16 protein-coding genes are annotated in these 19,682 nt (G+C 48.0%); 4 read left to right on the forward strand and 12 right to left on the reverse strand.

The annotated features are described in order from the left end of the window. From HMPREF1647_RS04180 to rfbC, 9 genes are all read right to left on the reverse strand, one after another. Complete coding sequence (locus HMPREF1647_RS04180; RefSeq protein ID WP_052039133.1) at positions 1-1,485, reverse strand: ABC transporter ATP-binding protein; 1,485 nt, start codon at positions 1,483-1,485, stop codon at positions 1-3. Then, complete coding sequence (locus HMPREF1647_RS04185; protein ID WP_156095544.1) at positions 1,482-2,342, reverse strand: energy-coupling factor transporter transmembrane component T; 861 nt, start codon at positions 2,340-2,342, stop codon at positions 1,482-1,484. Before HMPREF1647_RS04185 ends, HMPREF1647_RS04180 begins: the two co-directional genes overlap by 4 nt. A 71-nt stretch (positions 2,343-2,413) precedes the next feature. Continuing rightward, a complete protein-coding gene (locus tag HMPREF1647_RS06810; RefSeq protein WP_187468921.1) occupies positions 2,414-3,001 on the reverse strand; it encodes a DUF4430 domain-containing protein in 588 nt (195 codons plus the stop codon). Positions 3,002-3,069: 68 nt separating this feature from the next. Next, positions 3,070-6,876, reverse strand: coding sequence for an outer membrane protein assembly factor BamB family protein (locus HMPREF1647_RS04195; protein WP_035432347.1), 3,807 nt, complete (start codon positions 6,874-6,876; stop codon positions 3,070-3,072). Between the two features lie 4 nt (positions 6,877-6,880). After that, entirely contained in the window at positions 6,881-7,696 is an 816-nt protein-coding gene (gene lgt / locus HMPREF1647_RS04200; protein ID WP_035432349.1) for a prolipoprotein diacylglyceryl transferase, read from the reverse strand. A gap of 21 nt (positions 7,697-7,717) precedes the next feature. Then, positions 7,718-8,275, reverse strand: a complete 558-nt coding sequence (gene dcd / locus HMPREF1647_RS04205; protein WP_035427834.1) for a dCTP deaminase — start codon at positions 8,273-8,275, stop codon at positions 7,718-7,720. Positions 8,276-8,506: 231 nt separating this feature from the next. Then, positions 8,507-8,743: a NifU family protein gene (locus HMPREF1647_RS04210; RefSeq protein ID WP_035432351.1), complete on the reverse strand. Its 237-nt coding sequence runs from the start codon at positions 8,741-8,743 to the stop codon at positions 8,507-8,509. 91 nt (positions 8,744-8,834) lie between these two features. Then, complete coding sequence (locus HMPREF1647_RS04215; RefSeq protein WP_052039135.1) at positions 8,835-11,465, reverse strand: U32 family peptidase; 2,631 nt, start codon at positions 11,463-11,465, stop codon at positions 8,835-8,837. A 26-nt stretch (positions 11,466-11,491) separates the two neighbouring features. After that, the gene (gene rfbC, locus HMPREF1647_RS04220; RefSeq protein WP_035432352.1) at positions 11,492-12,097 is read right to left on the reverse strand and encodes a dTDP-4-dehydrorhamnose 3,5-epimerase; all 606 of its coding nucleotides are present in this window, start codon (positions 12,095-12,097) and stop codon (positions 11,492-11,494) included. 116 nt (positions 12,098-12,213) lie between these two features. On the opposite strand from rfbC, the gene HMPREF1647_RS04225 reads away from it, so the two are divergent. Then, positions 12,214-12,894 carry a glycosyltransferase family 2 protein gene (locus HMPREF1647_RS04225; RefSeq protein ID WP_035432354.1) on the forward strand — a complete coding sequence of 227 codons (681 nt, stop codon included), beginning with the start codon at positions 12,214-12,216 and terminating at the stop codon, positions 12,892-12,894. 9 nt (positions 12,895-12,903) lie between these two features. Then, entirely contained in the window at positions 12,904-13,290 is a 387-nt protein-coding gene (locus HMPREF1647_RS04230; RefSeq protein ID WP_035432356.1) for a DUF2304 domain-containing protein, read from the forward strand. A 57-nt stretch (positions 13,291-13,347) separates the two neighbouring features. Here HMPREF1647_RS04230 and HMPREF1647_RS04235 read toward each other — a convergent pair whose 3' ends face one another. Then, positions 13,348-14,598 (reverse strand): lipopolysaccharide biosynthesis protein, encoded by a 1,251-nt coding sequence (locus HMPREF1647_RS04235; protein ID WP_035432359.1) that lies wholly within the window; start codon positions 14,596-14,598, stop codon positions 13,348-13,350. A gap of 2 nt (positions 14,599-14,600) precedes the next feature. Then, the gene (locus HMPREF1647_RS04240) at positions 14,601-15,524 is read right to left on the reverse strand and encodes a LicD family protein (protein WP_035432434.1); all 924 of its coding nucleotides are present in this window, start codon (positions 15,522-15,524) and stop codon (positions 14,601-14,603) included. Between the two features lie 73 nt (positions 15,525-15,597). On the opposite strand from HMPREF1647_RS04240, the gene HMPREF1647_RS04245 reads away from it, so the two are divergent. Continuing rightward, positions 15,598-16,389 carry a glycosyltransferase gene (locus HMPREF1647_RS04245; protein WP_035432361.1) on the forward strand — a complete coding sequence of 264 codons (792 nt, stop codon included), beginning with the start codon at positions 15,598-15,600 and terminating at the stop codon, positions 16,387-16,389. 119 nt (positions 16,390-16,508) lie between these two features. Next, the gene (locus HMPREF1647_RS04250; protein WP_035432363.1) at positions 16,509-18,623 is read left to right on the forward strand and encodes a sulfatase-like hydrolase/transferase; all 2,115 of its coding nucleotides are present in this window, start codon (positions 16,509-16,511) and stop codon (positions 18,621-18,623) included. A gap of 95 nt (positions 18,624-18,718) precedes the next feature. Here HMPREF1647_RS04250 and HMPREF1647_RS04255 read toward each other — a convergent pair whose 3' ends face one another. Further along, positions 18,719-19,666, reverse strand: a complete 948-nt coding sequence (locus HMPREF1647_RS04255; RefSeq protein ID WP_035432365.1) for a DMT family transporter — start codon at positions 19,664-19,666, stop codon at positions 18,719-18,721. Between the last annotated feature and the right edge of the window lie 16 nt (positions 19,667-19,682).

Raw genomic sequence — 19,682 nt, forward strand, 5'->3', positions numbered from 1 at the left:
CTATTTCGCCGACCACACCCACGAGTTTGCAAAGAACTCTGAAGTTGGCTCTGTCAGAGAAATCTGGCCATCAAAAACTAGAGAAACATTATCAGCAACGCGCGATATCAACTGCATGTCGTGCGTTGCTACTAGTATGGTCGTGCCTTCTGCTTGTGCGTAAGAGAGCAGGTTGATAACGGCTTCTTTGGTCGGAGCATCTAAACCCTTTGTAGGCTCGTCAAGAATGAGCAGACGCGCCTTTGTGAGCATCACTTTTACCAGCGCCAAAAGTTGCTGCTGTCCGCCAGACAAGTCGTATGGATGAGAAGACATAAGCTTCTGATATGTTGTACGAGCAAGAAGTCCCGAAGCTTTCAGAAGGTCTTGAATGTCCTGGTCAGAATAGGCGCCACTCTGCTGCCACTGGGCAAGTTCCTCGCCCACACTTTGGCAGGTAAAGAGCAGCTCAGGATTTTGCGGAATATACCCCTGGGACTGTTGGAGCTGGTTGTAGACGCGGCCTCTCCTTGGACGAAGAATACCTGCTGCAAGCTTTAGCAGCGTTGACTTACCTGAGCCGTTACCGCCTACAAGCGCACGAATTTCTCGCCCCGCGACCTCAAGTGAGCACTTGTTAAGCACCAGTTGCTCGCTCTGAGGATACGCAAACGTCACGGCGCTGAACTCGAGCACGGGCGAGTTGTCGGCCGCGGTGGATGCTTGGTTGGGCGCGGAGCTGCGAGGACAGAGCGCCTGGCGAGAAGAGCTATCTGCTTGGAGCGCATCGGGTTTCTCTCCACCAAGGCAGACACACGCGTCAGCGAGGTGCTCAAACGCGTCAACGTCGTGGGTGGCAACAAGCACGGCAACGTTGAGCTCGCGCGCCACTCGCTCCAGGAGCGCGGTGAAACTCTTCTGCGCAAACGGATCCAGCTGCGAAGTTGGCTCATCCAGCAAGAGCAGCTTTGGACGCATGACAAGCGCTGCAGCAAGGGCCACTAGCTGCTGTTCTCCCCCGGAAAGCTCGCAGTTACGTTTATGCAAAAGCGGCTCCATGCCAAAGAAGCTGACCGTTTCAAAAATACGGCGGCGCATCTCTTTCTCAGAAACACCTCGATTTTCCAGGCCAAAAGCAAGTTCTTTAAGAGGCGTCTCGCACACAAGTGCACGCGAGGCGGCTTGTGGCACAAAAGCAATGGTATCCACAGACTGTGCCTGCGTCATTGCAGAAACCTCTTGTTCACAAACAATAATTGAACCGTCTTGTTTACCCTGAGGCGCAATCTCGGGTTTAATGAGGCTCAAGATAGTTGACTTGCCTGAACCAGTTGGTCCAAGTAAAAGGCTAATCTGACCTGCATAAACTTTGCAGGAAAAATCCTCTATGACCTTGCTGTTTGGAGCTAGAGCATAGGCAAACGAGAGATTCTGAATAGCAAGAATTACTTCTTCCCTAGTTGAAGACGTAGATAAATTCTGCTGGTAGGAAGGGTACTCACTCATACAGACTGCTCCCATAAGACGGTATCAAGGCGCACAAAAACTACTGGTAAGGCGGCAAATAACACCAGCCCCATATACCAAAAACTCAGTTGAAACGCTGGCATAGTAGGGTAAAACTGCCAAGCTTGGACAAGCATATACAAAGAAGTTGCTGCTACGACGCCTAAGAGAGCAAACGACAACAGAGCCAGGGTGTCGTAGGCATCAAGCACCTGGGTATTCCATCTGCTTCTGCGTACTGTCATTCCCCAGCCTCGAGACACAATAGACTGAAACGTACTTATCGACTTCTCCAGCGCGCTCATGCACACTGCGTTAATGGTGGTAGCTGATTGCGCAATAGTTTTTCTCGCGCTCAACAGACGGCTTTGACTTGGAACACGGCTTTGCTGATGTGACTGTACGGCAGAATCACATCTTCTAGCTGCGGTATTTGCTGACTGGATTTGGCGGGCTGTTGTCAGATCAGAAAGTAGCTGTGGCATAAGCTGCACAGAAAGGCTCAAGACTAGCTGCAATCCTGGAAAGCGCGCACTTGATCGCTGCAACATCTCGAGCGGCGACACTACTGCAAACAGGCACTCAAGCCAGCTCAAAGTACTTACAAGCACCAGACCTGAGGTAACTCCGTACACCAGACTTTCTACGTACAGTTGTGTGTGTCCAAAAGAATACAAAACGGTAGAGCCAGATGCCGAGAAAAACGGATTGATTATCGCCATCAATATAATAATTGGAGCATACCAAACAAGCTGTTTAGCAGCATGTTTGGTGCCAAACAACTGGATTGTACAAAGCTGCGCCCCTAGAAAAGCAATCAGCGCACAGAGAGGTTGAAAAGAAAATGCGGCAAGCACAACCTCGCATCCAAACAGCACAACCGTAGCAAGTGGATGAAGACGAGAAAAGCTTGTGCGCGCGGGATTCATTAGTTCACCGCGTTAACGTACGTCCAAACAACCGAATCGCCGTCGTGCAGAACATATGCATCTGACGTGTAGTTAGGCTGAACACCGTTAACTGAATATACCCAACCGCTCTGTGGACCGTGGTCACGCTCTGCAAGCCCATTAATAGCCGCAACGTATATACCAAACGACGTGCTACGCGCATTTACCCCGGCTCCACTTGCAAGCAACGCGTCATAGACTGACGTACCCTCTTGCACCTGGAGGTTGACGGTAAATGAAGGCCCTTTGGCTGCAGAGCCGTCAACCGTAACACTTACAGAAAGCGCACTATTCTCTTTATGAGGAGCAGCTACAGCGTTTGTTGAGTTACCAGAGTTAGAAGGCTCCGACGTTTTCTGATTAGAAGAATCCTGCGTTTTAGACGCATCAGCATTTGATTGAGCGTCTGAACTAGAACTCCCTTGCGTCTGTGACGTCTGAGAGTCTGTTTGCGCGCCAGAAGCACCTGCTACCGTCTGACCTTGTGCGGTAGGAGCTTCTTGAGCAGAAGTGCTTGAAGCAGGCGTAAAGAAATACTGAATCAATGTCCATGCAAAGAAAAGCATGAACACAAAAGATACTATTGATGCTGCCAAATAGAGAATCCGTTTGGATTCTCTTGTGAGCTTAACCACTATCTCACCTGGCCTCGGCCATTGGAAACATGGTGAATTGCAGCAGTTTCTTTCTTAAGCAACACTACAAACACTGCAAGAACTGCACCAGAAGCAAAGAAACCAAAGACACTCAGAAGTGGAATGGTAGGCGCAGAGGACACCTGCTGTGGGGCAGCGGCCTGCTTATTTGAGTATTCAGTAGGTGGAAGCTGCTTCTCGTCAGAGTTAGTGTCTGCAGTTTTGTTCTCAGATGGAGCCTTTGTAACCTCCTCACCAGCACTCGCAGCGGTGGTCGAGGAAGTTTCATGCGCAGCTGGAGATGAAGGATCTTGAGCTGGCACGTTTGTAGACGTTGTGTCTGTCCTGCTAAAAATGTCTCCAGATGGCTGGGTATTCTCGCCAGAAGGTTTCTGATTAATAAGCGAGAAGAGCGTGCCAGAGTCGTTGGTGTAGTAAAGATTGCCCTCAAAGTCTGCAATAACCGACGACGTGGTGTAGTTCTGATGGTCTTTATCGGGAGTGTAAATCTGAGCTGCTCGGCCAGAACCCAGCTTGTAGACCCATACACCGCCAGGTAGACCATTTACGGTGAAGTAAGCGTAGGTGCCGTTTTGCTGAACAGAAACAAGAGGTGTGCTCTGAGACTTACCCTTGCCAGCACGAGCCTGGTCAGTCACCGTAAAGGTGTCCAGAGAAATGACGGAGATTGTTCCGTAGCCCTCGACATCAACGCCGTTAACAAAGACGTTAGAGCCGCTGATTGTTGGCGTAGAGGTAGACTCTGCTGCAAATTTGACCTGCTTCTCCTCAACAAGAGAAGAGCCATTTCTTCTAATCAGATGCAGCGTGCCGTCATTTCTAGTTACGGCAAGGTAGGTTCCGTTGCCGTTTTGATCAACGGAGACAGGAACAATACCTGCGCGGATTGGTGAGCCAAGATTAAGCTCAGCTTCAATGGCACCAGTTGTACCACTAATGAGTCTGACTGAAGAGGACTCGTCACCAATCATAAAGTCAGAGCCAGAAGCAGCAGCACCAGACCAGTAATAGCCCGAAGGCTGACCAGAGGTGGCACCAGGTGTATTTGCAGGTTGTGCGTTCTGCTTCCAGCGAAGCGCACCAGTAGTAGCGTCAACAGCAACCATGTAGCCGCCGGCTGCGTCAAATCCACTCATCTTAGTAAACTCTGCCAAGATGGTGCCGTTATTAACTGTCAGGCTAGAAACAGATTGCAGCGTATTAGTAGTATCCAGCGGTTCTGTCTTCCAGATGCACTCCATAGTTGTTGCCGAGAAAGCAGTAAGACAGCCATCATCAGTAGCAACAACAATCATGCCATTAACGTACAGGGGACGCGCAAAGTACGAGACCGTAGAGCCAATCTGTGCCTCGGCAATAAGGTTACCTGTTGCAGCATCAACTGCTTTGAGAGTAGAACCACTCACGTAATAGACAGTGTCTTTAACAATGACCTGGTCAGAAATAAATCCTGGTGCATTTTGAGTTCCCTCAGTAACACTCCAGCGCAAGGCTGCAGAGTTAATTGGGGTGCTCTGCGTAGTAGTGGAACCGTTTCCGCTACCAAAACCGCTCCAAGATGCATCGTAGTTAGGGTGCTCAGCAAATGGATTGATAACCAACTCTTTTTGAGGAGTTGGAATGGAGCTATCCTGTCCACCATATGTCCAGGTAATGGTAGTGTTTTCGTCCAAGGCAACGTTATTTGCCATCTTGTCCGAAAGCTGGCCGTTCACAAAGAACTGCCACCACTTATAGGCACCATTAACCTGAGCTGTTGCGAGTGTCAAACCCTGTGCAGGAGACGTAATAGAAGATAGATAACCGCCCGCTGCATCGTAGGTAAGACCGTTATTCTTCAGGTAATCGTACGTTACCTTATCAGCAGTTGTGCCCTTACGAACCTCAATAGTCTGTGTAGGAGCCCAATGCTGAGGCTTGCCGTCTTTATCAAGACCCACTACAGAAAGGGTGACGGAAACAAGCTGACTTGGGTCTGGATCTTCCTCTGCAGATCGAGCGCCCTTCTCGCCTGCCACGGTAAAGGTGGCAGAAACCTTCTGATTAGTAAGGGCCTGGAACTGCTCATTGTCTGGATACAAGCTTGCATAGCGAGAATAACGTGCACTTGAAAGAAGTGCCGAAACCGTAACAGAAGTGTTGTACTCAGGAGTCTGTGCTAAAACAAGGTTCTCGTTCTGAATGATTGTTGGCTGAGAAGAGCTGTAGGTGCGCGCCTGATCAGCAGGACCCATGGGGTCATACGTTGGGAACTCGGAAGGCACAATACCACTTGCGGTCTTATCGGTATTGTTTACGTCATACGACCAGGTCAAAGAACCGTCTGCGGCTCGATAGAACTTATTTGGTGTAGCCAGAGACTCAGAAACGCTGTCCTGTTTATCCTGCTGACCAGAAGGAGTAGCAAGAGCGTCCCAGAAATGAGCCTTTGACTCATTCATCAAAGCAAGCTCCGCATCAATGTCAGCTTGATTCAGAGGGCTTACCGTAACCGTTAGCGTCTTAGAGACTGTTACCTCAGGATTCTCCTTATCAGTAACAGTTAGGGTGATGTCTACCTGCTGCGCAGACGCAGAAGGCAGAGGCTGATACACCGTTGCTCGATAACCATTAAACCTAATGGTGTCATTAGAGGACGTGTACGTAAACTGATAGCGCTTGCCATCCAAACCAAAGTTCTTTGGCGTAGGCATCTGAAGATCGTCTGTGACTGCCTGAGCATCAATTGAGTGATTGGTATACACATCTTTAATGCTGGATGCCGAGAAACGCCTGTTAATGCGTCTTAACAGGTTATTCTGAGCATCGGCAATAGCCGAAGAGTCACCTGGAACCGTTATGGTGAAGGTTTTCTGATAGCTTGTCTGAGGAGCGTCTGAGCTGCTCAAAGAAACGTTTGCAGTCAGTGTTACCTGCTTGTCACGAATACCGCGAGTAACTGTTGCCTTATAAGGCTCAGTACCATAACCATCAATACGAACAGCAGATGTATCTGAACTGGTCCAAGTAACCTTAGACCATGAAAGCTGGCTCCCATCAGCAGAAACAAGCTTATTTGGAAGAGTAAAGTCTGAGGTTACCGAAGACTCATTTTGTCCTGCAGCATATGATGGTGCAAGGTTTTGAGATACGTCAGCAAGCTGTGCCTGAGATTTTGCCTCATCCCAAGGGATTAAAACATTGCAGGTATATTGAACGGTCTTTCCATCCTTGGAAAGTTCAAAGGTAACTTTTGCCTGGCGAAGAATAAGAGTGCTTCTCTGATTAGTAAAGCCAGCAGCATCCATCCAGAAGTACTCAATAGAACCATTAGTTGCAAAATCAGTAGAAATACCTGCATGAGCGTATGAAGCTGTCGAAGACATCTGAACAGAGGTCACTCTAACGTTAACCTCTCCAGCACCAATACGGCGCAGCTCTTCTGCAACCATAGTGTTGAGGTTAGTGTCTACACCATAACGAGGTTTTGGCTTATAGAAGGAATTGGTCAGTGTTTCTACTGCCTGGTCCAGTGTTTTGTGTGGATAGTCAGTCTCATTAGCGGTTGCAGCAACGCCAGGACCTGTCTCTTCAGAGGTTGTGACTGCGCTAGAAGTGGCGGCTACGGTACCAGAAACAGCTTCGGTACCAGAAGCGCTGTCATTAGCAGCAAGAGCAGTCTCCGTTGAGGAGGTTGCAGTAACAGTAGTAGTCAACTCCCCCGCTGCTTCTGCGAATGCAGGAGCTGGTAAGAGCGCAAGCACTAAAAGTATGGAGAAAAGGCTATTGAGCGCCTTTTTAAACATGCTTCTAATTCCTTCCAACTTGTGGTGAGTTTAGCCTTCTTGCCATAACAAGCACCACTATTCCAAGTACAACTAAAGGCAGACTGAGTAACTGTCCCATGGTAATAAAGCTGCCAAAGAGATAGCCAAGCTGCTCGTCAGGAACACGGACAAATTCCACGACAAACCTAAAAATGCCATACAGCATCAAAAACGTTCCAATGAACGTTCCTTGTGGACGAGGAGGACACTTCCTAGAAAGGATGTACAAAATAGCAAACATCACAAGGCCCTCGAGAAGTGCTTCGTAGAGCTGAGAAGGGTGACGATAAACCGCTCCTCCTGTCTCAAACATAACTCCCCAAGGCAGATCAGTTGGCTTTCCCCAAAGCTCACCGTTGATGAAGTTTGCGCAACGTCCAAAGAAAAGACCAAGTGGTGCGCCAATAACTCCCAGGTCACAGATGGTAGGGATAGAAAGACCTGATGCCTTACAGACAATAGAGCCGCCAATAATAGCTCCTACGAGGCCTCCATGAAAGCTCATACCGCCTTGGCTTAAAGCAAATGCATCAAGTGGATGAGCCACGTAATAGCCTGCACCGTAGAAAATAACGTAGAACAGACGGGCGCCAACAATAACGCCAAACGAGATGCCTACCATCAAATTAAGCACGTCATCAAGGGTAACGTTAAGTTTCCAGCGCTGAGCAGTTCTGTACATAACTACGCCAGCAAGCACAAAGCCCACCAGATATGCCAGACCATACCACCTGATAGATAGCGGACCTAGTGAAAGCGCTACTGGGTTTAATGAATGATAAAAAGCATCAAGCCACACAATACGTCCTACTTACTAAAACTACTTTGAAAGAACATGCGAAGGAGTTGCACCACGCTGGCCCTGATAATGGCTACCAAGATCTTCGCAGCCATAAGGACGCTCAACAGGAGAACTCATGCGCTCAAAGGAAAGCTGACCAATCCTCATGCCAGGGTGCAAAATGATTGGAAGGTTAGCAACGTTAGAAAGCTCCAGTGTGAGCTCTCCGTCCCAACCTGGATCAACATAACCTGCAGTTGAGTGAATCATAAGGCCTAAGCGACCCAAGGTAGACTTACCTTCAAGTTTGCCGAGGATATCGTCAGGAATAGCAATGCGCTCAAGCGTAGTGCCAAGTGCAAACTGACCAGGATGAAGGACAAAAACCTCTCCCTCAGGAACATCAATTGACTCAGTAAGACCCTCTTGAGCTACAAGTGGATCAATTGAGGTGTGCGTAGAATTGCGGAAGATTCTAAAGTTTGAGCCAAGACATACGTCAACCGATGCAGGCTGCACGTTTTTCTCGCATAAAGGCTCAATAACGATACGACCAGCAGCAATCTCTGCTTTAATGTCGCGATCAGAAAGAACCACAACGTCCACCTTTCTTACGTCATACAAATGAATGGTCAGAAAACCTAGTTATCCGTTTATATAAAATATCACGCCCTACACAATAATGTGCGGGACGTGATATATAAAATTTGTTAATACGCAGGTCAGTTATGGTTCTTCATAACTTCTCTGCATAAAAAACATGTTTATGCATATAAAACTATGTGCCAAAACGCACCAAACGTTCACTTTTTGGCGCTGAGCGGCAATTTACAGCATTGCAGGCTGAACACGCTTAACGCCAGGGACGTGCTCAATCAGGATGCGCTCAATACCCTCAGACATGTCGTATGCAGACATTGGGCAACCAGCACAAGAGCCAGTCATCTCAAGGGTAACAGTACCGTCATCGCTTACATCGATAAGCTCAACGTCGCCGCCGTCTGTCTGAAGGCTCTGGCGAATAACATCAAGGGTTGCATTCAAAAGGTCACGATTAATGGCCATGTTTGCTCCTACTCAAATCTACTCAAAGCGCGTCCGCGCTCATAACTTACAACAAGGGTATCCTACCCAAAATTCCAAACTTATTTCTGCACTATCCAATTGGCGAGAAAAGATGTCCAACTGACGCATCTTTCAGACGTGCAGGCAATGATGCACCCGACGCTGTTGCCGCAATCGCCACAACTACGCGAGAGGTAGCCTCCTGTGTCTGCTCCGTGCTCAGAAGCGTTGCGTCTACCATAAAGCGCTTCACGCCGGCAGAAAGCATCTCGGCCACCTCTGGCACACCATCAAAGAGCTTAGGGCTCCAAATCTTAGAGCGACCGTGCCTATCAGTCCTGACCGGCATGTAATCGTTGTCAATGCCTCTGAGCGTATGTTCCTCAAGACGCAGCTTGCAGGCATCACAATCGTGGATGCACTTGCCCGTAGACATCAAAATACAGTGCTCAGTTGTCATAGTGCGGATACGGCCGCTGACCATATAACCCACAGGAATCGAGGCGTTTCTCGCCAGGTGACAAATCTCTTGGAGCGTCAGCTCGGAGTTGAGCCAAACGCCTTCTGCACCCATGTCGGCCAGCGCCTGCAGGGCGTAATCGTTGTGGACAGGAATGCACTCGCGCACCTCTGGAGTGGTCCCGCGCTCAACGGCCAGCGCCAGCTCAGAGATGTTGCCCACAGCAACCGGCTTACCTGGGGTAACGTACGGATCCAGGCGCTTATGGTCAACCTCGCGACATACCTCATCAAGCCATGGAGTTACCTTGGCGAGAAGATCCTCTGGCCACGAAGTCTCTGCGAGGGCATCGGCTGTTGCGTACAGACGATCCGCTCCTGCCTTGAGCGCAACGCGTGCCTGCTCGGGAGTCTCAACCAGAACACATACCTCTGCCTGCGACGCATTTGCCTTTGCAGCAGCCTCATCAAAGGCAAAAAGCTTCTCTTTGTCCTGGGCTTCTCGCTCCTTTTGGTAGGCAAGACGGGAAAGCGGAGCAATCTTCTGCTCGCGGTCCTGGTACTCCTCCAGAAGTGCCGCTTCCAGCTGCTCACATGCTGCAGCCCGCACCTTGTGAACGGCACTAAAGCTCATGCCGCACGTATCGTCCATCTGGACGTCAAAGCTCACCGCCTCAAAGGGCGAGGTTCCCATGCGGCCTACGTGCTCAATGAGCTCGTCAGAGGTTACCGCCTTAGTGCGAGCCTCCTCCACCACAAAGCCCTCAGCAGACGCACGCGCAACGCCGTCTGCAGTAGAGAGCATCACCGTAAAGGGCTGGCCAATGCGGGCAATAATGGCCACGTCAACAGCACGTTTGCGAGGATATTCCAGTGAAGAAATCTGCTCAGCTGCCACACGCGCTGCCTCGGAGCGAATTATGCGTACCGTAGATCCGGTCTGCATAACGCGAGAAGTACGGACGGTAACCGTCTGGCCAGGCTCAACGTCAACAGGGCAAAGAGCGGTCAGGAACTTGTCAGGCTCATCGAGCGGCCTAATTTCAAGCAAGTCGTTCTTGCCAATGGGAGCGTGAGCAATAAGGTCAACATCCGCCTGTTTGTAACGGCGCAGCTTAACACGACCGCCATTGAGGCCACTCTTGCGCTCAAGAGCGTCCTCAAGTGGGCGCCCTCCGGTAACCTCACCAACAATCTCTCCGCGGTTGTTGGAGCGCTCATAGCTCATCATCTCGTTGCCAGCGGTGCCATGCAGGTACGCGTTAGTCAGACCGCGGTTAAACGAGCGCTTGAGCAAGCGGTGGCGGCGGGCCACATCGGCTTGGTTGTCCACGCCCTTCTCGGCAGCGTCAATTGCCTGACGATACGAAGACACCACCGAGTACACGTACTCAGGCGCCTTCATGCGGCCTTCAATCTTAAGCGAGCCAACGCCCGCCTCAATCATATCAGGTACGTCATCAATGGTGCAGTAATCCTTAGGGCAGAGCAGCCTGTCAATGCCACCCATCGAGACAACTTCATGCTTAGAGTTAAGCAGCTCATACGGCAGGCGGCACGGCTGAGCACAGGCTCCACGGTTAGCAGAGCGATCTCCTCGCATAGACGACATGTGACAGATACCCGAATAGCAGAAACACAGGGCTCCGTGACCAAAACATTCCAGCTCAACGCCAAGCTTGGAAATAGTAGAAATCTCTTCTTTAGTTAGCTCTCTAGACAGGGTTACGCGACCCACGCCAAGCTTTTTGCAGGCAGCAACACCGCGCGTATCGTGGATGTTTGCCTGCGTTGATACGTGACATTCAATCTCTGGCCAGGTTTGTCTAACCTGAGCCATAAGACCCCAGTCCTGGATAATAAAAGCATCTGCGCCAAGGGTCCACGCGCGGCGAATCAGGCGCAGGACACGCTGCATTTCGTCCCACTTAACAACAACGTTAACGGTGACGTACACGCGAGCGCCAGCTAGATGAGCCTGTCTGCACGCACGCGCAAACGACTCGTCGTCAAAGTTGTCCGCACCGCGGCGGGCGTTGAAGTTGTTGCCCAAGCCGCAGTAAATAGCATCTGCACCACCAGCAAGAGCTGCGGTAAATGGAGCAGGACCTCCCGCTGGGGCGAGAAGTTCCATCTGGGTTGCACGAGGGAGCGGCGAAGACGAAAGCTCTTTATCAGAAGCTTCCTCTGTCCACTCTGGCTCGTTCATGCGATTAAGCTCGTGAGCTGTAGATTCTCGCTCACGACGATTACGTTCGTTCATACTACCTAACTTGCCTTCAGCGCTTGTTACTTCTTAAGTGAAGAAAGTGCTGGATGAATCTTGTCTTTATCGGAAAGAATAACCTTTGCAGGATCTAAGGTTTTCTCGCCAAGAAACGCTGGCCACTCAACGCCAAGCTCTGGATCATTCCACATAATGCCGCCCTCATCACCTGGGTGATAGATGTCGTCACACTTGTAGCAGAACTCCGCTGTCTCGGAGAGTACCAAGAAACCGTGGGCAAAACCGCGAGGGACAAAGAACTGTCTGCGGTTCTCCGCGGACAAAACAACGCCTTCCCACTGACCCCAGGTTGGACTTCCCTCTCGCAGGTCAACCGCAACATCAAAGACAGTGCCGGAGATTACGCGCACAAGCTTTGCCTGCGGATGCTCAATCTGGAAGTGAAGGCCGCGAAGTACGCCCTGAACGGAATAAGACTGATTGTCCTGCACAAATGAAGCCTCAATGCCGCCGGCAACAAAGTTTTCTTCACGGTAGGTCTCCATAAAGCCACCACGAGCATCACCGTACAGCTTTACGTCCACAACCTTTACACCTTCAATCGAGGTGTCATAAAACGTAAAATTGCCCGATTGAGTAGGGTTTTTAAGCTCTTTTGGAAACTCCATAGCGTTCACCTTTCAATTTCTTTAGGTAATCTACTATATACGAGTCAAGATTAATACATCTTTTGAGCTATGATATTCATGCAGTTAACGTGTAATTTGCAATTCAAAGGATGCTTGTGAGAATTCTTGCAGTCGTTCCCGCTTACAACGAAGAAGCCTGCATTGCTTCAACTATTACAGAGTTGTGTCAGGTAGCTCCTCAAGTTGATTACATCGTAATCAACGACGGCTCCGCTGACCGCACACTGGATATCTGTAAAGAGCGTGGATTTAACTACCTCAATTTACCTGTTAACGGAGGCCTTTCTGCAGGCTTTAGGGCTGGTATGCGCTACGCCAAAGAACATGGTTATGACGCTGTGGTGCAGTTTGACTCCGATGGTCAGCATAGACCTGAGTACATCGCTCCTATGGCCCAGGCAATGGTAAACGAGGGAGCAAACATTGTTATTGCTTCTCGTTTTGTTACCAAGGCTCGCGGAAACTCTCCTCGAGAGATTGGCTCCAAGCTGATTTCTTGGCTTATCAAGACAAGCACTGGTCAAACCATTACTGACCCTACCTCAGGCATGCGTATGTACGATCGTGGTCTTATTGAAACGTATGCGCGCTCGTTTGACTTCTCCCCCGAGCCAGACACTATCTCGCTACTGATGCGTCGAGGAGCTAAGGTTGTCGAGATTGAAACTGAGATGCGTGAGCGTCAAGGTGGCGAGTCCTATCTGAGCTTCTATAACTCAATAATGTATATGGCTCGCACGTGCCTCTCGCTTTTGCTCTTCCAGTGGTTTAGATAAGGTGACACCATGACTTTAGTTCTCAGAATTCTGCTGCTTATTGGCGCCCTATTTGCCATGGGCATTGTCATCAATAGCGTCCGCAAATCAAAGATTCGCATCTCCGACTCTGTCTATTGGGTTGTTTCTGCAGGAATCCTTGTTTTGTTTGCGCTTATCCCCCAGCTTGCGTATTTCTTTGCTGGGCTTTTTGGCTTTATGAGTCCCGCAAACTTTGTCATGCTACTTGTTATTGTGCTGATGCTTATCAGGATTTTCCATCAGTCCTGTGCAATTTCTAAGCTTACTTTTAAGGTTGAACAGCTTTCAAGCGAACTTGCCCTACGCGACAAAGACGCACGTGACGAGAAAAACCTTGATTTTGTAACTGATCTTAACCAGCGTACGCGCGTGTAAACGACGCGTCAGCTCTCTGACGGCACGCTCACGCAGGCAAGACATTAAAAAGTCCGCTTACGCAGCGGACTTTTTCTTTTGATCTTTAAATCCCAAGAAACAGAAGACGCCAAATACAAGGGCAAGTATTGCAAGCGAGGCATCATACAGCACACACGCTCCCATGATGCCAAAGTTGCCCACAAACCATCCTCCGGTAAGCGCAGCAAAGCCTGCACCTGCGGCGTAGCTTACAAACACAGCAACCTGCTTGCGCATAGTTACTGCGGCATAGTACAAAATGACTGCAAGCGCATTAATCAAGCCACCAAAGAGTAACAGCAAAAGCTCTAGCTTATATGGCTCAAAATTAAGACCATACAAAAGTCCAAGGACCGGAGCTCCCAATGGCCAAGCCAAAGCCATCGAAACAACAGTAGCCAAAGCAACTACCGCAAATCCTTTAAGAATCAGACCTACAAACTGCTTGTCCTGCTGATTATTCCAATATTCGGCCATCTGAGTGAGCAGTGGCTTAAAGACAAAGTTACTTAGAAGATTGATAACCATGGCAGGCATGGCTAATGAAGCAAAGTAAGTCAAAAGAGTCTGGTCAGATAAAGCTCCCAAGGCATATCGAGGCGCATTCACAACGTAAGTAAACAGAAAAGCACCGATGAACATTGGAAGCATGGCGCGGAGAAGACTAAAAATTTGCTGAAAGTTAAACAGAGGACGTAAAGATGACATCTTTTTTGCTGGAGGTATAGTCAGAGCTATCATTGCAATCATTGAACAAATAAAAGAAAATGCAGCACTTATTAGAAGATTTTTTGTTATAAACACTCCAATAGAAAAACTTATGACTGTTGTAAGTATTCGGAAGAAAAATGCTCTTCCAGCAATATCCAAACGACCTCGTTGCTGAAACATGCCATGAAATACATCCTCAACGACGTCAAAAATGCGAAGGGAAGCAATAAGGGTATAAAGGGCTCCTTCATAACTGATACCCTGCGATTGCAATGCAAATAGAAATATTCCTACAATCATCAATGTTGTAGTTATAATTCGAGTCGCTAAATACACCCCAAATGGATAAACCTCTTTTGTATCAGTAACTTGATATAAACGTACCTCAAATTGCCCAACAACTATAAATTGTTGTGCCACGGCATATGCAAGAGAGAAAACTCCTCCAGCAACTGCGCCGGCTGTGCGAGTAACAACCGCAAGCATCAATACTGAAGAAGCAGCATTCATCAAGGAACTTAATGTATTCCAAATATAGTTTTTTTTCAGTTGCTTAGCAGAAGTATCGATTGTCATAGTTAGCTTTTCTGACCAAAGTCTTCAAATGCCTGGCGACTTCCTTTGGTAACGTCTACCTCTTTCCACTTACCAAAATCAAGCGCTCCAGGATGATGATTTTTACGATCCTTCTCTGGAGGAAGCTGCATGTAATCCCCGTATCCCCTAGTTAAAAGCTTGTCATATTCCTTTGGAAGCGTAGTGGTGATGTCTTCAAAAGGAACGCGAACCATTGGGAAAACATCCTCTTTGTCCATTGACCAGTTCTCTGGATCAGGTTCGACAAAACTTGCGTAATGATTTGTCTTCTCATTTTCTGCCGTACGAGCAGCATGCTCCCACTTATTTAGGATGTATTTTGATGGAACATGTAAAAAACGAAGTAGTCCGTGAATTACAAAACAACCTGCTAAGGCCAAATAACGACCGACCCCAGAAAGTGGAATTCTTGGTCTTGGAGTAGCCAATAAGAAATTCAAACGTCCCCAAAACCATGTTCGACGCTTTACTGAGGCAAGGACTTTTTGATTAGTCGGAATTTTATCAAAAGGAAAAATATCTATCGCTATAGCAAGTTTAAATGGACAGGTCATAAATTCATCAGGCACTCGAATAGTATCTTTTAATGATAGGTGTGTTATTACTGCGGGAAAATAATCGTTATTGCGACCATTGTGAATACAAAAATCAGGACGCAGAAGCGCAGGAGCTTTCTCCAAAAAAATTTCATAGTCTTCACGAAACATCGAAACATCAACATCATCATCCCATGGAATAAATCCATGATGTCTCACTGCGCCAATAGCTGTCCCACCATAAGCTTGATAAGAGATATTTAATTCCTTACAAACTCTATTTAACTCTTCTATTAAAATCGTTGAAAGAATTTGGACTCGCCTAAGATCATCTGGATTCTCATAAGAAACATATTTTTCTGAACCCATTGCAGCCTCCCACATGTTGTCCGGTAACACTCCTATAATACTAGACATCGGAGCTAATCGATTGGATGTAGCAATGTATACACCTCAGGATCACACGTTTGCTGTCTGCGCTTATGGTGAGAGCCCCTATCTAGAAGAGTGCATTCTCTCGCTCAAAGGGCAGACTCTTTCTACGAATATTCTTTTGGCTACTTCAACACCAAATGAACTGATTCAATCTCTTTGCGAGAAATACAACATTCCCATGCATGTTAATCCCGGTCCGGAAGGCATTGCTGGCGACTGGAACTTTGCCGTAAGCGTTTGTACAACTCCATTGGTAACCATTGCTCACCAAGATGATCTCTACAAACCAAATTTCGCAGAGTACATGCTTGAACGCGTGAACAGCTCTTCTCGCCCACTGATTTACTTCACCAATTACGGTGAGTTGCGTGACGGTGAAGAAGTTCTTGAAAATCGTTTGCTTAAGGTAAAGCGTCGTCTCTTGTACTCGCTCTCAAAGCCAGAAAATGCAGGTAAAGCATGGGCTAAACGTCGTGCGCTTGAGTTGGGCTGTGCTATTTGCTGTCCAAGCACCACGCTGGTCCTCCCCAACCTTGAGACTCCCGTTTTCAAGGCTGGATTTGGTTCTAACCTGGATTGGGAAGCATGGGAAGCAATCAGTAAGCGTGAGGGTGATTTCTTGTACGACACCCGTGTACTCATGCTTCACCGCATTCATGAAGACTCTGAGACCAGCCACCTTATTCACGATAATCGTCGTGAACAGGAAGACCTGGAGATGCTTAAGAAGTTCTGGCCAACTCCTGTGGCCAAGCTCATTAACATGGCTTATAAAAGCGGACAAAAAAGTAACGGCTAGTGATGATAAAATATGGCAACAACTTGTACGCAATATCGCAATCTTGTTACGAGCTTTTATTTTTGAAAAAATAAGCTTGGTTAAAATTTATTCCACTTAAACAAGGGACTTCTTCGACTATGACCACATCATCAGCCAATAAAATGCTACTCGTTATTCACGGGATACTCTTCACGCTTGCTTTGACGTTTGTCTGGTGGGCACTCCTGCCAGCAACAGCTCAGGCCTATGTTGACCCATCGGTTATGACCTACACCATCCAGGCGCTGGCCGCGGTTGTAGTTGCACTCTCAGCAGTGCTTGGCGTTGCGTTCAGGCGCTCTCGCAAGGTGCTCTTCCGCATCCTTAAGATTGACGAGAACGCAAACAAGATCGTCGAAGGCAAAGTTCACAGGGTAGACACCAAAGGTGCTGAAGCCGCAAACGCTCAGATGAAAGAAATTCTCGCGGCAGAAGCTATTCGCCTCAAAGAGCAAAAAGAGGGTACTCTTAAGCCCAAAGGCCGCATTGGTGTTGCATTTCTAGTTTCATTCTTTACGGTATTCACTATCTTGGTTGTAGCTCCACTTGAACTGGTAGCCAGTAGTGCGCGAGACCTTTCTTTCAACCTCAACGACGTTGCTGGTCCCGTTATTATTGCGGGTCTTGTCATTACGCTCGTTCTTACCGTGATTCTCTCGCTGCTGCGTAAGCGCGTCTTTAACGTTGCAACTGCGCTCGTGGGAGCCATCGGCGTGGCATCGTACGTTCAGGCAGTGTTCTTGAACGGTGGTATGCCACTTGCGGATGGACATGAGGTCATTTGGTCCAACTTTACCAGTCAGATGATTGTTTCTGGTCTCATTTGGCTAGTAATTATTGCAGCTGCAGTGGTCTTCTCGCTCCTTAAAGCAAGACAGCTTAGAACAGGTCTTCTAGTAACCGCAACAGCTCTTATCATTGTCCAGGCAGTGGGCGTTGCAAGTCTATGGGGCCCTTCAATTGCGGCGTCGATTGATGCCCACGCCGAGCATCAGCAGGTTATTGCAACACGCGAGGGTCTCTACAACGTGTCTTCCAAGAAGAACGTCGTGGTCTTTGTTCTGGACACCACCGATACCGCCTTTGTCCAGAAGCTTTACGATGAATACCCAGAGACATTTGCGCCTCTTACCGGCTTTACCTGGTACCGGAACTCTGTTGGCTCGATGATTCCAACGCGCTACGGCATTCCATCGCTGGTCTTTGAAAATCGAATTCGGCCAGAACAATCTGCTAGTGATTTTATTCAAAATTGGTCAAACAATAGTCATTATTTAAATAATGTTAATCAACTTGGCTATTCAGTTGGACTTTATACTGATAACTTTAATTGGGCCTACACGGACTATATGTATAATCGCACAATTAACTATCACGAGCCTCGCGGTCGTGGCGTAGAGAACCAGCTTGACGTGCTTGGTGCGTTGCGCATTCTTTACAAGACGGCGTTCTGCAGAGATATGCCTTGGGTGTTTAAGCCTCGATTCTGGTATTACACCGAGGACCTCAATATGCGCATGCGCAAGCCAGTAAACATGGATGAGGTTGACCTTTCTTCTCAGCCTTACACCGAGGATGACCTCAAGTATTATCAGGAGCTTCAGCACTACGGTCTCTCAATTGATGACAGTGCTGGTCAAAATGGCTCATTCCGTTTCATTCATCTTATTGGCTCACATCCTCCTTACACTCTTGATCGCAATGTTGAGCCTACCAGCGATCCAAGCAAGGAAAACGTCGAAGAGCAGACTATGGGCGCATATAGGATTGTTGCACAGTACATTGCCGAGCTTAAGCGTCTTGGTGTGTATGAAAACACGTCGTTTATTATTACCGCAGATCACGGCGAATGGTATTTGACTGATACCGATATTCAGCGGCCATCTGCCCCAGTCATCATGTATAAACCTGCTGGTCAAACTGCTGAAGAGGCGGCTCAGCCAATGCAGGTTTCTGATGCACCTGTCTGGCACTACGACATTTTTGCCCAGACACTCAAGGACATGGGCGCTGACCAGCAAATGCTTTCTAACTACACCACACCGCTTGACGAGTCCTATGAGGGCGAGGATCGTCCTCGTTACTATCTTGAAACTATCTCAGAAAATAATCACGATGCAGAGCTTCGCGAATTCGTTATTAACGGTGATGCAACAAACTTTAACAACTGGAGTCTAACTGGAAATACATGGAGACTTATGCCTAAAAAATAAATGTCTCTCAATATATAACTTAATTTATTTAATAAAACTAAGAGTTTGTCTAACTTAGACTTTTATATCCAAGTTATTCAATCATTTGTATCACTCTAATCTCTCTTGAGCAGCTCGTTCCAGTCTGGAGTAGCTGAAAGAACGGTTCCCACAATAATGACAATGCAGCAAATTACCGTCAAAGGAGATGGAATTGCTTCTGGCATAATTGCCGGCAAAACAATACCTGCAAGAGCCGCAAAAATGACTGACCAGGCAGAATAAGAAATATTCAAGGCCATACCGCGAGAAGCGCCAATGGCGTCAATTGCTTTGTAGTAGAAGAGATACGAAGCGGTGCCTGCAAGCGCTGCGATAAAGACAACGCCATTAGCAGGAGTTACTGCAACCTGACTTGCAAACTCTACCGAGCCTGCGAGAGGCAAAATGATAAGACCATACGCAAACGCAGAGGTAGTTTCCCTAATTTGGAGTGCGGTCTCGTTATCAACAGCATCGTCTTGCATGCCCCAAGCCAAGATAACTGCCTCGGAGCCCCAACCAAAGACACAGGCAATAACACCTAAGATTCCAACAAGAACGTTTCCGTTACCTTCTCCTGCAGCGGTGGATACACCAATAACCATAACGCCTACAAGAGCCACAATAAGAGCAATGACCTGCTTCAAATTCATTTTCTCTTTAAGCAAAAGCCACGCTAAAAGTGAACCCACTGCTGGATAAAAAGCTGAAATAGCTGCGGTGTAACCAGGTCCAATGGCATTAATTGCGGCAAGATAACCACTCATACCAATTGGTCCGCCTAAAAGAGCACCCAGCATAACAACGCGACCACTCTTAGTTTTTGCAGCTTCAAGGGTATCCCTCAGCCTACCCTTACGTGCCATCATGACAAGAAGAATAGCCGCAGCAAAAAAGTCATGCATAAATGCGCTGGCAAATGACGCTTGAGCTGAATCAACATAAGGACTCATACCAAGAGCAACACCAAGGATAACGGTATCAACCGCCCAAAGAATACCGCTTAAAAGACCGTAATACATAGTTTTCCCCTTTTAC

Origin of the sequence: Lancefieldella parvula DNF00906, from assembly GCF_000758945.1 — a bacterium.
GTDB lineage: Bacteria > Actinomycetota > Coriobacteriia > Coriobacteriales > Atopobiaceae > Lancefieldella > Lancefieldella parvula_C.

Excerpts from the sequence above, each read along its gene's own strand:
- HMPREF1647_RS04180 (WP_052039133.1), bottom strand. The coding sequence starts at position 1,485 with ATGAGTGAGTACCCTTCCTACCAGCAGAATTTATCTACGTCTTCAACT.
- HMPREF1647_RS06810 (WP_187468921.1), bottom strand. The coding sequence starts at position 3,001 with ATGCTTTTCTTTGCATGGACATTGATTCAGTATTTCTTTACGCCTGCT.
- HMPREF1647_RS04195 (WP_035432347.1), bottom strand. The coding sequence starts at position 6,876 with ATGTTTAAAAAGGCGCTCAATAGCCTTTTCTCCATACTTTTAGTGCTT.
- HMPREF1647_RS04210 (WP_035432351.1), bottom strand. The coding sequence starts at position 8,743 with ATGGCCATTAATCGTGACCTTTTGAATGCAACCCTTGATGTTATTCGC.
- HMPREF1647_RS04215 (WP_052039135.1), bottom strand. The coding sequence starts at position 11,465 with ATGAACGAACGTAATCGTCGTGAGCGAGAATCTACAGCTCACGAGCTT.
- rfbC (WP_035432352.1), bottom strand. The coding sequence starts at position 12,097 with ATGGAGTTTCCAAAAGAGCTTAAAAACCCTACTCAATCGGGCAATTTT.
- HMPREF1647_RS04230 (WP_035432356.1), top strand. The coding sequence starts at position 12,904 with ATGACTTTAGTTCTCAGAATTCTGCTGCTTATTGGCGCCCTATTTGCC.
- HMPREF1647_RS04235 (WP_035432359.1), bottom strand. The coding sequence starts at position 14,598 with ATGACAATCGATACTTCTGCTAAGCAACTGAAAAAAAACTATATTTGG.
- HMPREF1647_RS04240 (WP_035432434.1), bottom strand. The coding sequence starts at position 15,524 with ATGGGTTCAGAAAAATATGTTTCTTATGAGAATCCAGATGATCTTAGG.
- HMPREF1647_RS04245 (WP_035432361.1), top strand. The coding sequence starts at position 15,598 with ATGTATACACCTCAGGATCACACGTTTGCTGTCTGCGCTTATGGTGAG.
- HMPREF1647_RS04250 (WP_035432363.1), top strand. The coding sequence starts at position 16,509 with ATGACCACATCATCAGCCAATAAAATGCTACTCGTTATTCACGGGATA.
- HMPREF1647_RS04255 (WP_035432365.1), bottom strand. The coding sequence starts at position 19,666 with ATGTATTACGGTCTTTTAAGCGGTATTCTTTGGGCGGTTGATACCGTT.